Source organism: Thauera aminoaromatica S2 (assembly GCF_000310185.1).
In the GTDB taxonomy this organism is placed as follows: Bacteria; Pseudomonadota; Gammaproteobacteria; order Burkholderiales; family Rhodocyclaceae; genus Thauera; species Thauera aminoaromatica.
The window spans coordinates 1-13,767 of sequence record NZ_AMXD01000011.1 but is presented as its reverse complement, the minus strand read 5'-3'; the positions used below and the strand labels follow the sequence as shown (position 1 = coordinate 13,767).

The 13,767-nt window shown below is 69.5% G+C and carries 9 protein-coding genes; 2 read left to right on the top strand and 7 right to left on the bottom strand.

The genetic code is table 11. From position 1 onward, the window contains the following. Nucleotides 1-44: 44 nt before the first annotated feature. Nucleotides 45-1,949 carry a GGDEF domain-containing response regulator gene (locus C665_RS03455; RefSeq protein ID WP_004300245.1) on the bottom strand — a complete coding sequence of 635 codons (1,905 nt, stop codon included), beginning with the start codon at nucleotides 1,947-1,949 and terminating at the stop codon, nucleotides 45-47. A 69-nt stretch (nucleotides 1,950-2,018) separates the two neighbouring features. Here C665_RS03455 and C665_RS03450 point away from each other — a divergent pair, with 69 nt between their 5' ends. Together C665_RS03450 and C665_RS03445 are read left to right on the top strand one after the other, a co-directional pair. Beyond that, nucleotides 2,019-4,034: a TonB-dependent receptor plug domain-containing protein gene (locus C665_RS03450; protein ID WP_040828432.1), complete on the top strand. Its 2,016-nt coding sequence runs from the start codon at nucleotides 2,019-2,021 to the stop codon at nucleotides 4,032-4,034. Next, nucleotides 4,031-4,546 carry a YfiR family protein gene (locus tag C665_RS03445; RefSeq protein WP_004300241.1) on the top strand — a complete coding sequence of 172 codons (516 nt, stop codon included), beginning with the start codon at nucleotides 4,031-4,033 and terminating at the stop codon, nucleotides 4,544-4,546. The genes C665_RS03450 and C665_RS03445 overlap by 4 nt, the downstream gene beginning before the upstream one ends. Here C665_RS03445 and C665_RS03440 read toward each other — a convergent pair. From C665_RS03440 to C665_RS03415, 6 genes are all read right to left on the bottom strand, one after another. Further along, nucleotides 4,539-6,650, bottom strand: coding sequence for a putative bifunctional diguanylate cyclase/phosphodiesterase (locus tag C665_RS03440; protein WP_004300239.1), 2,112 nt, complete (start codon nucleotides 6,648-6,650; stop codon nucleotides 4,539-4,541). The two genes, C665_RS03445 and C665_RS03440, sit on opposite strands and share 8 nt — an antisense overlap. Next, nucleotides 6,647-9,412, bottom strand: coding sequence for a response regulator (locus tag C665_RS03435; RefSeq protein WP_004300238.1), 2,766 nt, complete (start codon nucleotides 9,410-9,412; stop codon nucleotides 6,647-6,649). Before C665_RS03435 ends, C665_RS03440 begins: the two co-directional genes overlap by 4 nt. Further along, on the bottom strand, nucleotides 9,409-9,960 hold the full coding sequence (locus C665_RS03430) for a YfiR family protein (RefSeq protein ID WP_012586174.1): 552 nt from the start codon (nucleotides 9,958-9,960) through the stop codon (nucleotides 9,409-9,411). Before C665_RS03430 ends, C665_RS03435 begins: the two co-directional genes overlap by 4 nt. Before the next feature lie 6 nt (nucleotides 9,961-9,966). Further along, nucleotides 9,967-11,952 (bottom strand): TonB-dependent receptor plug domain-containing protein, encoded by a 1,986-nt coding sequence (locus C665_RS03425; protein WP_004300235.1) that lies wholly within the window; start codon nucleotides 11,950-11,952, stop codon nucleotides 9,967-9,969. Nucleotides 11,953-12,197: 245 nt separating this feature from the next. Beyond that, the gene (gene metF, locus C665_RS03420; protein WP_004300233.1) at nucleotides 12,198-13,031 is read right to left on the bottom strand and encodes a methylenetetrahydrofolate reductase [NAD(P)H]; all 834 of its coding nucleotides are present in this window, start codon (nucleotides 13,029-13,031) and stop codon (nucleotides 12,198-12,200) included. Next, nucleotides 13,028-13,767, bottom strand: a 740-nt coding sequence (locus tag C665_RS03415; RefSeq protein WP_004300231.1) for a TlyA family RNA methyltransferase, incomplete at its 5' end; no start/stop codon positions are given. The genes C665_RS03415 and metF, both read right to left, overlap by 4 nt.

The window sequence follows — 13,767 nt, the reverse complement described above, 5'->3', positions numbered from 1 at the left end:
TGCCGCGGCCGATTCGCGCCGCGCGCAGGCCGGTTCCCGACGCCTCACGGAAAGCACCGCATCTGCCCCTGCACCACCACGCAGCTGCGGTTGCGGCCGGCTTGCTTGGCGCGGTAGAGGGCGCGATCGGCGGCATTGACGAGCGCGTCGGTCTCGGTCATGCCGACCTCGCGGGTGGCCACGCCGATGCTCACCGAGGTCTGTATTTCCGTTTCGCCGGCCTGGATGCGCAGGCGCTCGACCATGCGGCGCAGGCGCTCGGCGGCCTGGACCGCCGCCTTGAGGTCGGTGTTCGGGCAGATCACGAGGAATTCCTCGCCACCCATGCGGCACATGCTGTCGTCCTTGCGCGCCGAGTGCTGGATGGCCTGGGCGACGTCGCGCAGCACGGTGTCGCCCACCGCGTGGCCGTGGCTGTCGTTGATGCGCTTGAAGTGGTCGATGTCGAGCATCATCACCGACAGCGGCTGTTCGAAGCGGCTGGAGGCGGCCCAGGCCTTGGCGAGCGCGTTCATGCCCGAGCGGCGGTTGGGCAGGTTGGTGAGCAGGTCGGTCATCGCCGCGTGGGCGAGGCGGCGGTTGCTGATCGCCAGCTCGGCCGCGAACTGCTTGAGCTGGGCACGGTCGCGCTCCCACGCCTCGAGCAGCTGCACGTAGTGCCGGGCGGCGCGCAGACGCGCGCGCAGGGTGCGCACGTTGACCGGCTTCACCAGGAAATCGTCCACCCCGGCCTCGAAGGCCTCGCTCACCTCGTCCTCGTTTTCATGCCCGGTGAGCATGATCAGGTACATGGTCTGCCCCCACTCGGTCGCGCGCAGCGCACGCGCGAGGTCCAGCCCGTCCATGCCCGGCATCATCCAGTCGGTGACGACGATCTGCGGCTGGGTCTCGACCGCCAGCGCAAGCGCCTCGCGACCGTTGTTGGCGCACACCACCGCGTGGCCGAGCGCCCCGGACAGCACGCCCTCCATCATGCAGCGCGTGGTGGGGTCGTCGTCGACCAGCAGCACGCGCAGCGCCGCCGCGCCATCGCTCTTCTCGTCGCGCATCGCGTGCGCCGCCGACATGTGCGCGAACGAGGGCAGCGCCGAGGCCGGCACGCGCAGCAGCTCGCCCCAAGTGCGCCACTGCTGCACCAGGTCGTCCACCGTGGCGCCGAGCTGTTCGGCGTCGAGGCCGATCCTGCCCCCGAGCAGCAGCAACTCGGCCGTGCAGGCGTTGCGTTCGCTCTCGCCGGCGAGACCGAGGTCGGCGATGCGGCGCGCAAGGTAGAAGAGATGTACCAGCTGGTAGGGCCGTGAGCCGCGCGAGAAGCCGGAGCTTTCCGGGTCCTCGTGGTGGTAGATCGGCTCGATCAGCGCGCCGGGGATGCCCCACTCGCCGAGCAGCGCGGCGGTGAGCTCGTTGTGATCGGTCTGCAGGTGCTCCTGCTCGAGCGCCACCAGGCTGCGCGCGGCGCCGTCCTGGCCGTCGAGCAGGCGGCCGTACTCGACCGGATAGACGGTGGCGAGCGAGAGCCGGCCCACCTGGGCGAGCAGGCCGCAGGCGAAGAGCTCCTCGCTCGAGCCGACCCCCGTCATGTTGCTGAACCTCTGCATCGCCAGCCCCATCAGCAGCGAATGCGACCAGAAGCTTTGGTAGTCGAACTGTCCGCAGGGCCCGTTCTGGTACTGGTCCACCAGCGAGAAGCCGAGCGCGAGGTTGCGCACCGTGCCCATGCCCAGGCGCATGATCGCCTCGGTGACCGAGGCCACCGGCCGTCCGCCACCGTGCGCCGCCGAGTTGGCCTGGCGGATCAGGCGGCTCGCCAGCGCCGGGTCGGTCTGCGCGATGCGCGCCACTTCGGCGATCGTGGCGTCGTCCTTGCGGCACAGTTCGAGGATCGCCAGCGCGACGCCTTTCGGACTGGGGAGTTCGCCGTTCAGGGGAATGTGTTCGAGGGTTTTCATCGGGGGTACGGCCGGGCGCGGGACCAGCCTGATAAGATACCCGATTCGGGCGTCAGCCAATATGCAGGAATGGAGTGGGGAGCTGAAAAGGTCGTGGATCCTCGTCGGTTGAAGCTGGCCGTGCTGGGCCTCGGCGTGCTGCTCGCGTTCCCGTCCGAGGCTGGCGCCGCGCAGGACGACCTGACCGCGCTGCCCTTCGAGGAGTTGCTGCTGCGCGATTTCGTGTCCGCGTCGCGGCTCGCACGCCAGGTGAGCGACTCGCCCGCGGCGGTGGCGATCGTCACCGCCGACGACATCCGCGCCTACGGCTACCGTACGCTGGCCGACGTCATCAACGGCATGCGCGGCCTGTACACCACCGACGAGCGCACCTACCACTACATGGGCGGGCGCAGCTTCGGCGACGTCGAGGACTACGCCGGCCGCGTGATGCTGCTGATCGACGGCTACGCGGTGCAGGACAACCTCTTCGACCAGGCCTACATCGACGAATCCGGCCTGATCGACCTGGAACTGGTCGATCGCGTCGAGTACGTGCCGGGAACCGGCTCGGTGACCTACGGCAACAATGCGCTGCTCGGCATCCTCAACGTCGTCACCCGGCGCGGGCGAGACTTCGACGGCGCACGCGTGTCCGCCGAGATCTCCAGCCGCGGCGCCAGCCGCCAGCGCGCCGCCTGGGGCAAGCGCCTCGAGAGCGGCGCCGAGGTCCTGCTCTCGGCCTCCACGCTCGACGTCGACGGGCGCAACCTGTACTTCCCCGCCTACGACACGCCCGCGACCAACTTCGGCGTGGCCGAGGGGCTCGACGGCGAGCGTAACCAGCGCGTGTTCGGAAAGCTGTCGTGGTCGGGCTGGACCGTTCAGGCGGCGTGGGTGGAGCGCGAGAAGAGCGTACCCACGAACCCCTCCGCATACACCGCCTTCAACACGCCGTTCCCGACGCGCGACGAGAGCGCCTTCCTCGGGGTGCGCCACGAGACCGACCTCGGTCTGCAGCTGTATTCCTCGTCCAGTCTGATGTTAGGACGCTACGCCTACTGGAACCAGCGCGAATACGCCCTCGACGAGGACGGCGAGTACGACGACGGCGAGAAGTACGGCGTGCGCGACTACCACGGCGCGTGGTGGCGCTTCGACCAGAAGTTCGTCGGGCGCTGGTTCGTCGACCACACGCTGGTGTTCGGCGCGGAGCTGCGCGACGACCACCGCCAGTCCTTCCACCGCCGCTTCCTCTCGCCCGCTGGCGAAGTCACGGATCGTGACGACGGCGAGCTTTCGCGCCGCACCTTCAGTCTCTACGTCGCCGACGACTACCGGCTGAACCAGCAGTGGACGCTCAACCTGGGCGTGCGTCACGACGACGCCGACGATCTCGACGGCAACCTCAGCCCGCGTGCCGCGTTGATCTGGCAGCAGGATCCGGCGACGACCTGGAAGGCTTCGTACAGCGAGGCCTTCAAGATGCCCAACGCCAACGACCGCTGGACGTCCGACGACACGGCCGTCCCCGAGTACGTCGCCGCCACCGAGCTCGTGCTGCAGCGTCAGCTCGCGCCGCACACGCGCTTCACCGGCTCCCTGTACCGCTACCGGCGCAGCGACCTGCCGATCGAGAACGCGGACGGGGACGAGGTTCCCGAGGGAAGCAGCCGCGCGCGCGGCGTCGAGACCGAGATCGAGCATGTCTGGGAGCGCGGGGCGCGTGCGCGCGCCAGCGTGGCCTGGCAGCGCTCGCGCGATGTGTACGGGCGCGACGCGGTCAACTCGCCCGACCTGCTCGGCAAGCTCGCCTTCACCTTCCTGCTGCCGGGCGAGGCGCTGCGTGCCGGCCTCGAGACGCAATATCTCGGCCCGCGCCTGACCCGCGAGCGGCGCATGCTGGGCGGGGTGACGCTTTCCAATCTGACCCTGTCCACCGAGCGCGACTGGCATGGCCTGTCGGCCTCGCTGAGCGTGCGCAACCTGTTCGATCGTGACTACGAGACCGTGTCGGGCTTCGACTGGCGGCCCGGTGACGTGGCACAGGACGGCCTGCGCATGGACGGGCGCAGCGTCTGGCTGCAGGTCGGGTACGCGCTATGAGCGCACGCAACCTGTTTTTCGGGCTCGCGCTGGCGACTTCGCAGGGCGTGCTCGCACAGGCGTTGCCCGAGTTCGACCTCAAGGCCACCTACGCCTACAACTTCGCCGTGCTCACGCAGTGGCCGCCGGCGACGCGCGCGAGCTTCAACTTCTGCGTCTATGGGGACGACGGCGTGGCCGAGGCGATGCGCCGGCTGCAGGGCAAGTCCGTGCATGGGCGCAGCGTGGCGGTGGCGCGGCTTGGTGCGCTGACCGCGATCCGTGACTGCGACCTGCTTTACGTCGGCAGGGACGAGGCGCCCAGCCTGCCACACATCGCAGCCTTGCTCGGCGATGCGCCGGTGCTGACCGTGACCGACGCAACGCAGCCGCAACCGGTCGCGGTGGTGATCGTGCCCGAGGGCCGGCGCCTCGCCTTCGAGATCGATGTCGAGCGCAGCCGCCGTGCCGGGCTCAAGCCCAGCGCGGCGCTGCTCGGGCTCGCGCGCAACCTGCGCCAGCCGCTCAACTGAAGTCGATGCGGAACTGGGTGCCGCGCGCCGGCGGCCACCTGCGCGAGGCCAGCGCTTCGAGCTCCGCGGCCGGCACCGCGCGGCTGAACAGGTAGCCCTGCAGGCTGTCGGCCTCGAGCTCGCCGAGCAGCTCGGCCTGCGCCGCGGTCTCGACGCCCTCGGCCGTGATGCGGAAGCCCAGGTGACGTGCGAGCGCGACGATCGCGCGCACGATCGCGTGGTTGTCGACGTCGTCGGGCAGGCCGCTGACGAAGCTGCGGTCGATCTTCAGCTTGTCCAGCGGCAGGCGCTTGAGGCAGCTCAGTGACGAGTACCCGGTGCCGAAGTCGTCGAGTGCGATGCCGATCCCAAGCGTGCGCAGTGCGGCCAGCGTGGCATGGGTGTCGGCATCGTCGGCCATCAGCGCACTCTCGGTGATCTCGAGCTCCAGCCGTTCGGCGGGCAGGTCACTGTCGGCGAGGGCCTCGCGGATCCTGTCGAGCAGCCCGCTGGCGCGGAACTGCACCGGCGACAGATTGACCGCGACGCGCAGGTCGAGCCCGCGGCGCTGCCATTGTGCTGCGTCATGGCAGGCGCGACGCAGCACCCAGGAGCCGATGGCGTCGATCAGGCCGCATTCCTCGGCGAAGGGGATGAACTCGAGCGGTGGCACCAGCCTGCCGTCGGGCGTCTGCCAGCGCACCAGGGCCTCGACGGTGGCGATACTGCCGTCGCGCACCTCCACCTGCGGCTGGTACATCAGCACGAGCTCGTCGTGGGCGAGCGCGCGGCGAAGCCCGGCCTCGAGTTCCACGCGATGCACCGCCTCCGCGGTCAGCGCAGGGTTGTAGTAGCGGCAGCCGTTGCGTCCGTTGGCCTTGGCGTCGTACATCGCGATGTCGGCGTGCTTGATCAGCGTGGCGGCGTCCTCGCCGTCGTCCGGGAAGACGGCGATGCCGACGCTGGTGGTGACGCAGAGCTCCTGGCCCTCGATCGCGAATGGAGCGCATATGCTGGCGCGGATGCGCTCGGCGATCGCCAGCGCGTCGTCCGGTCGGGAGATCGTCGGCAGCAGCACGGTGAATTCGTCGCCGCCGAGGCGAGCGAATTCGGCCGTGCCCATGCGATCAGTGTCGTGCGCCACGATGTCGCCCGGGCGGGTGATCGCACGCAGGCGCTCGGCGGCCTGCTGCAGCAGGGCGTCCCCTGCAGCGTGGCCGAGGGTGTCGTTGATGCTCTTGAAACGGTCCAGATCAAGGAAGAGCACGGCCAGGCGCCACTTGTTCTGAAGGGCGCGGCGGATCTCGCGCTCGAGCCGCTCCAGGAAGCTGCGCCGGTTCGCCAGCCCGGTCAGGCTGTCGAAATAGGCGAGGTGGTGGATGCGGGTCTCATACTCCTTGCGCTCGGTGATGTCGCGCAGCAGGCAGAGGGCCTCGCCGTCGTCGATTACGCTCACCCGTGCTTCCTGGTGGCAGGGGCGTCCGGTCCGACACGCGAGAGGAAAATCCACCGTGCTCGGCTGCTGGCTGCGGCGGGCCTCGTCGAGCGCTTGCGCGAGCAGCGTCGCCACCTCGTGCGGATAGGCTTCGGCCAGGGTCTGGCCGACCGCCGGCATGCAGCAGCTGGGCACGCCGGTCGGGGCTGCGCGCAGCTCGACGATGCGGTCGGCCGCGTCGAGGCGCAGCAGGGTGTCGGGGAAGGCGTCGAGCATGGCCGCGTTGCGCGCGTTGGCCATGCGCAGCGCGGTGGCGGCGCGGGTGGCGCGCAACACGTAGCGGACGCGGTGGCCAAGAAGCGGCCAGCTGATCGGCTTGGCGACGAAGTCGGTCGCGCCGGCCTCGAAGGCGGCCTCGATCGATGCGGTGTCGTCCATGCCGGTGACCATCACGATCGGCAGCGCGTCGCCACAGCGGCGGCGCAGCTCGCGGCAGACCGCGTAGCCGTCCAGGCGCGGCATTTCCACGTCGAGCAGCACCATGTCGAAGGTGGCGCGCGCGAAGGCCTGCAAGGCCTCCTCGCCATCCTCGGCAACGGCGACCTCGAAGCCGCTCTTGCCGAGCGCGGCTTGCATCAGCAGGCGTGCGGTCGGATCGTCGTCGGCGACCAGGATGCGAGTCGAGCTCATCGACCGAACTCCTCGATCAGGGCATGGATGGCGTCGAGCGTGCGCGCATGCTCGGTGCGCAGCGCGGCGAGGCCGGCGCGCGCGTCGTCGATCCGGCCGTCCTTGCCGAGGCTCTCGAAGTCCTTGAGGAGGGCCGCGAGGCGTCTGGCGCCGACGTTCCCCGCGCTCGACTTGAGGCTGTGCGCGGCGCGACGCAGTCCCGCGGCGTCGCCGGCGGCGGTGGCGCGCTCGATCTCGGCGAAGGGGGGGGCGCTGCTCTCGGCATAGACGCGGAGGATGCGCGCGGCGAGTGCCATGCCGCCGTCGGAGTCGAGCTCGCGGAACTGCTCGATGAAGGTCCGATCGATCGCCGCCTCTGTCACCTCGGTCGCCTCGGCTTCGGTCGCGGCGTCGCAAGGCGTCGCCGGCGCGCTCGCGGGCGTTGCCGCCATCCAGCGCTGCAGGGTGGATTGGAGCTGCTCGAGCGCGTAGGGCTTGGCGAGAAAATCGTCCATGCCCGCCGCCAGGCAGCGTTCGCGGTTGCCTTCCATGACGTTGGCGGTGAGCGCGACGATCGGTACGCGCGGTGCGTGCTCCGATGCGCGGATTGCCGCGCTCGCCTCGTAGCCGTCCAGCACCGGCATGTGGCAGTCCATCAGGATCAGGTCGAAGGCTTCGGTCGCAGCCAGCTTCACTGCCTCTTCGCCGTCGTTGGCGACACGAACCGCGATGCCGAGCTTGGCGAGCATTGCGAGGCCGACCTGCTGGTTCACCGGGTTGTCCTCGGCCAGCAGCACGCGCCCGCCGCGCGTCGGTCGCCACTCGTCCGCAACTGCGGTGGCCGCTGGCACTGCGTCCACAGCGCGCAATGCGCTGCATAGAACCTCGAACAGCTCGGCCTGGCGGATCGGCTTGTGCACGCAGCGCAGGATGCCGGCGCGTTCGCGCTCGCGCACGCTGGCGCTGGAGTAGCTCGATGTCAGCACCACCAGGCGCACGCCGGCGAGCGCCGGGTTGGCGCGGATCGCGGTGGCCAGCTGCAAGCCGTCCATGTGCGGCATGTGCATGTCGAGTACGGCGAGCTCGAAACCCTCGCCGGCCGTGGCGGCGCGTGCGAGTCGATCCAGTGCGCCCGCGCCGTCGGCAGAGCATTCCACCTGCATGCCCCAGCCGTGGAGCTGGCGCAGCAGGATCTCGCGGTTGGTGGCATTGTCATCCACGACGAGGGCGTGCACACGCTCGAGCGCGACGTCGCAGCGCAGGGCTTCGGCGGTGCTTTGCCCCGCCGGCAGGCACAGGTCGATATGGAAGCAGGCGCCCGCTCCGGGCCGGCTGTCGACACCGATCTCGCCGCCCATCAGGCCCACCAGGCGGCGGCAGATCGCCAGGCCGAGGCCGGTGCCGCCAAACTGGCGGGTGGTGGAGCCGTCGAGCTGGGAGAACTGCTCGAAGATCTTCTGCTGCGCATGGGGCGGGATGCCGATCCCGGTGTCCTCGACGCTGATGCGCAGGCGATAGCCGTCAGTGCCCTCGCCGAGCAGACGGGCACGCACCACGACCTCGCCACGCTCGGTGAACTTGATCGCATTGTTGGCCAGGTTGCCGACGATCTGGCGCAGGCGGAAGGGGTCGCCGCGCACGCAGCGCCGCACCTCGGGGGGCAGGTCGGCGATCAGCTCCAGGCGCTTCTTCTCGGCTGGCTGGGCGAACATCGCCAGCGTGTCCTCGAGCAGGTCGCCGAGCTCGAACTCCACCGCTTCGAGCTCGAGGTGGCCGGATTCGATCTTCGAGAAGTCGAGGATGTCGTTGATGATGCCCAGCAGGTGGCGACCGGAGTTCTCGACCGCCTCGGCGAAGTGGCGTTGCTCGTGGTTGAGGCCGCTGTCGAGGAGCAGCTCGGTCATGCCGAGCACCCCGTTCATCGGCGTGCGGATCTCGTGGCTCATGGTCGCGAGGAAGTCGCTCTTGGCCTGGCTGGCAGCCTCTGCGGCCTCCTTGGCGCGCAGGAGCTCCTCGGTGCGTGTGGCGACCTCGTCCTCGAGGTGGTCGCGATGGCTTGCCAGGCGTGCATCGCGCTCGGCGATCTGGCCGAGCATGCGGTTGAAGCCACTGGCGAGGGAATCGAGCTCGATGATACGGCTGGGTTCGGCGCGCGCGCTGTAGTCCTCGGTGTGGGCGACGCGCTCCATCAGCGCAGACAGGGTCGACAGTGGCTGCAACACCGCGCGGTTGAGCCGGCGCAGCGTGTGGGTGGCGAGCAGCAGCGCGATCGCCGCGGCGAGCACCGTAATCGAGCCGTGGGCGAGCACCTGGAGGTAGAGCGGACGCAGATCGAGGTCGAGGTCGAGCACCCCGACCACGTTCCCGCCCTCGACGATCGGCTGGGTCAGGTGCAGTGTCTCGAAGCTGAAGTGCGCGTGCTCGGCCGAAAAGTCCACCGTCTCCCGGCCTTGTTCGATGAACTTGCCGTAACGCGCAAAAGGGGCTCCGGATACATCGAAGATCGCTGCGCCGCGTACGTCCGGCAGGCGCTCCAGGGTCGCGAGCACGCGCGTGGCGGCGTCGTGGTCGAGGAACATCAGGCCGGCGGCGGCATTGTCGGCAAGCACCCGCGCCATCACCCGAGTATTGCTCTCGAGCGCGAGCGTGCTGATCAAGAAGCTACCGAGGGTGATCGCCACCGCGAGCATCGCCACCGCGGCGCCGAGCGCGCGCTGGCTTACGCGGCGCAGCTTTTCGCCGAGGGTGATGCGGTTGTCGTCTTCGTCGTGGGACATCTTCATCGCTTGATTTCGGTGGCCAGATTGAGGAGCTTCGAGCTGAGCCCGAGCCCCTGGCGGCGGGCCGCCGCGAGGTTGACAGAAAAGCGGATCTGACCTGCGCTGCTGTCCATGTTCAACACCACGCCGCTCGCCAGGGCGCCCGGGCTGTCGGCCACGGTGAGGACGGGCTGGCCGTCCACGCCGTCGAGCACCCGGCCCAGGTTGCCGATCATCTGTCGGGGGACGAACACGAGCTGGCAGTCCACGAGGGCGTCGACGCTGCCCACACGCCGTACGCGCACGCTGCGTTCGCCCACCTTGCGGTCCATGAGCGCGTCGAGATGCGAGCCGAACGGGTCGCCACCATAGACGCAGATCGACAGGGTTTCACCTCCGCCCTCCGGCCAGAAGGTGAAGGCGGCGAAGTTGAACAGGAAGGATGCCTTGACCCTGTACTCTTCGGCGGTGATGTCGCCCGCATGTGCGAGGTTCGCCACGCCAGCCAGCAGCGCCCCGAGGATGAACGCTCGCAGCCGGCGTCGTGGCGGGCGGATGGAAAGTGAGAGCATGCTGGGTCAGAAGCGGTAGTCGAACTTGACCCGCAGGCTGCGGCCGTCCTGGGCGATGCGGTCCATGGTGTGGATGGGCGCGCCGCCACTCGGATGGGCGTAGTCTTCGTCGAACAGGTTCATCACACTCAGTGACACCTCGGCGCCCTGGATCCAGCGCTCGGCCACCAGGTGCAGGTTCGAACGCCAGTACGCGTCGACCGTGTTGCCCGCCGGGCTGCGGCGCTTGCTGTCGTAGGCGAACTCCACGCCCATGCGCAGTGGCAGATTTGCCAGCGGAGTGGAGAAGTTCATCCGGCCGAGCATGCGCGGCGAGTTCTCCACGCGCTCGCCCGCCGCGCCGGTGGCGTGCTGGAAGGACAGGTTGCCGCGCAGGCGGGCGCCGTTGCGCCAGGTGTGGTCGGCGGAGAGCTCCAGGCCACGGCTCTCGACGCTGCCGACGGCCTGATATTGGCCGACGCTATCGGCGTCGGCGACAAAATTGATCAGGTCGTCGATCTTCCAGCGGTAGAGGGAGGCGCGCAGGTGCAGGTTGGCCGAGGCGATATGGTCGAGCACCAGCTCGGTGGTTTCGACCACTTCGCCACCCAGGCTCGGGTTGGCGCGTTGGCAGGCCCCGATCGTGCCATCCTCGATGAGGTAGGCATCGTCGTAGTACATCTGGTAGGCGTTGGGCGCGCGGTGGGCACGACCGTACAGCAGCTTGAGCGTGTTGTGCTTGCCGGCATTCCAGATCAGGCCAGCGCGCGGGCTGAACTCGGTGCCGGTGAGGTCATTGTGGTCGGCGCGCAGGCCGAGCGTGCTGGCGAAAGCGTCGGTGATCTGCCATTCGTCCTGCACGAAGAGTCCCGCGCGGTAACCGTCACGGCGGTCGCGCAGGAGGTAGCCGATGTCCGGATGGACGATGTTCTGGTCGATGCGCTGGTTGCGCTGGTATTCCGTACCCAACAGGAGCGTATGGCCGGCCACGGCGGTCGACACGAGCTGCAGCTCGGCGCCGTGCCAGGCGGCGGAGGCGGGGTACTCGTAGCCCTCGCCGTCATACATCAGGGTGCTCTCGTAGCGGTAGTCGCCGGCGAAGGCGCGCGCCGACAGCGACAAGGTGTCGGTGAGCGTGGCACCGTAGCCGAGGTGGGCGACGGTGTAGCGGTCGCCCTGGAAGGTGCCCGAGGTGAAGGCGTCGGTGCCGAACACGCCGGTGGGGTCGTCCTTGCGGCGGTCGCCGTGCGCGAGCCCGAAGGACCACGGGCCGCGGCTCGCGCTGAGGTTGAACTCCTGGTCGCGCTCGCCGTCCTGGCCGCGCACCGTAGCGCTGTCGCCATTGCCGAAGTCCATCCACAGGTCGTCGCCGTCGCTGCGCAGGACGGTGGCCGAGACCATCAGCTCGAGCTCGTTGTCGAGGCGCTTGCCCCAGCTCGCCCGCGCCTTGCGCGTCGCCTGCGGCCACTGCCACGAAGCCGAGAACTCTCCTCCGTCGAGTGCCGCACCCTTGCGGGTGATCACATTGACGACGCCGAACATGGCGTTCTGGCCATAGATCGCGCCGCCCGGGCCGGGGATGAATTCGATGCGCTCGACCAGGTCCATGTCGAGCGGCAGCATGCGACCGAAAGGGGCGCCGTCGTACATCGGCTCGTTGACGCGCACGCCGTCGATGGTGACCAGCACGCGCGTCATGTAGTCGCCGGCGAGACCGAAGCCGCGCACGCCGACGTAGGAATACTGGCGGTCGTAGGTGGTATGCACGCCGGGGAGGGTGGCGAGCGCCTCGTCGAGCGTGCGCCAGCCGAAGCTGCGGATCTCGTCGCGGGTGATCGCGGTGACGGCGGCGGCAACGCGGTCCTTCGTCTGCTCGTATTTTGAGGCGCCGACCACCGCGACCCGCTCGTACTCTGCCGCGCTCTCCACCGGAAGCGCAATCAACTGCTCCAGGCTCAGATCAGGGGGCGCCTCGGCTGCCGCGGCGAAGGGCAGCGCGAGGGCGCCGGTCAACAGCAGCCGGGCCAGTTGGCGCCGGGCAGATATGCAGAGGTCCGCGCCAGCCACGCACCGATCAATGCCTTGGGCAGGACCGGAGGAGAAAGGCGCGAAATACATGGTGGCGGATCCTGGCCGCCAGCACGAGGCGTGGGGCGGAAGAAGATGTGCTGATCGAAGGACTATACGGCATACGCCACAGGGGCTTGAGCCGCATACGTCACACCCACCTTACGATCCCGTCCAGGATTGCCGGGAGATCAGGCAGTCAGCCCCAGCCGCCGGCAGATCTCGGTGGTCGGGCCGGCCATGTTCATGCTGTAGAAATGCAGGCCGGGCGCGCCCGCGGCGAGCAGCTTCTCGCACAGCCGGGTGACCACGTCGAGGCCGAAGGCGCGGATCGCGTCGCTGTCGTCGCCGTAGCTCTCGAAGGTCTTGCGCATCCAGCGCGGGATCTCGGCGCCGCAGGCATCCGAGAAGCGCGCCAGCTTGCTGAAGCTGCCGATCGGCATGATGCCGGGCACGATCGGCACGTCGACGCCCATCCTGCGCACCGCGTCGACGAAGTTCAGGTAGGCGTCGAGGTTGTAGAAATACTGCGTGATCGCCGAGTCGGCGCCGGCCTCGACCTTGCGCTTGAAGGCGGCGAGGTCGTCCTTCGGGCTCTTCGCCTGCGGGTGCCACTCGGGGTAGGCTGCGACCTCGATGCGGAAGCGGTCGCCCGTCTCGCTGCGGATGAACTCGACGAGCTCGCTGGCGTAGCGGAACTCGCCCGCCGCGCCGGCGCCCGAGGGCAGATCGCCGCGCAGCGCGACGATGCGGCGGATGCCGGCGGCGGCGTATTCCTGCAGGATCTCGCGGATGCTGTCGCGCGACGAGCCCACGCAGGACAGGTGTGGCGCGGCCTCGTGGCCGGCAGCGGCGATCTCCTTCACGGTCGCGAAGGTGCGCTCGCGGGTGGAGCCGCCGGCGCCGTAGGTCACCGAGAAGAAGGCCGGCTCGAGCGCGGCGAGCTTCTCCCGGGTGGCATGCAGCTTCTCGGCGCCCTCGGCCGTGGTGGGCGGGAAGAACTCGATGGAGATTTCGGGTTTCATGGTTCGCTTCGGTGGGTGTCGCCGCCCGACCTGCGGATGGCGTGGAAGAAGAATTCGCGGTTGCCGTCGCCGCCGGTGATCGGCGAGTCGAACCAGTCGAGGATGACGAGGCCGGCGGCGTCCGCTGCGGCGCGCAGGCGGGCCTCGACCTCGGTGTAGCGCGCGGGGTCGCGCACGATGCCGCCCTTGCCCAGGCCTTGCGGGCCGACCTCGAACTGCGGCTTGACCAGCGCCAGCACGTGGCCGGCGGGTGCGAGCAGCGCGGCCCACTGCGGCAGCAGCAGGGCGAGCGAGATGAAGCTGGCGTCGCACACCAGCAGGTCGAAGCCGTGCGGCGGGTAGTGTCCGCCGAGCGCGGCGGCGTCGAGCTGGCGGGCGTTGACGCCCTCCAGGGTGACGCAGCGCCCATCGGCGCGCAGGCGCGGATGGAGCTGGTCGTGGCCGACCTCCACCCCGACCACCCTCGCTGCGCCGGCCTGCAACAGGCAGTCGGTGAAGCCGCCGGTGGATTGGCCGATGTCGAGGCAGGTGGCGCCGCGTACGTCCAGCCCGCTGCGCGCGAGCGCGCCTTCGAGCTTGAGCGCGCCGCGCGAGACGAAGCGGTCGCTGTCGGCGGGGGTGACGGCGAGCCGTGCGTCGGGCGGCAATTCCAGCGCCGGCTTGGCGACCGGCTGGCCCTCGTGGCTCACCCGCCCGGCCTCGATCAGCGCGCGCGCCGCGGTGCGCGAGGCCGCCA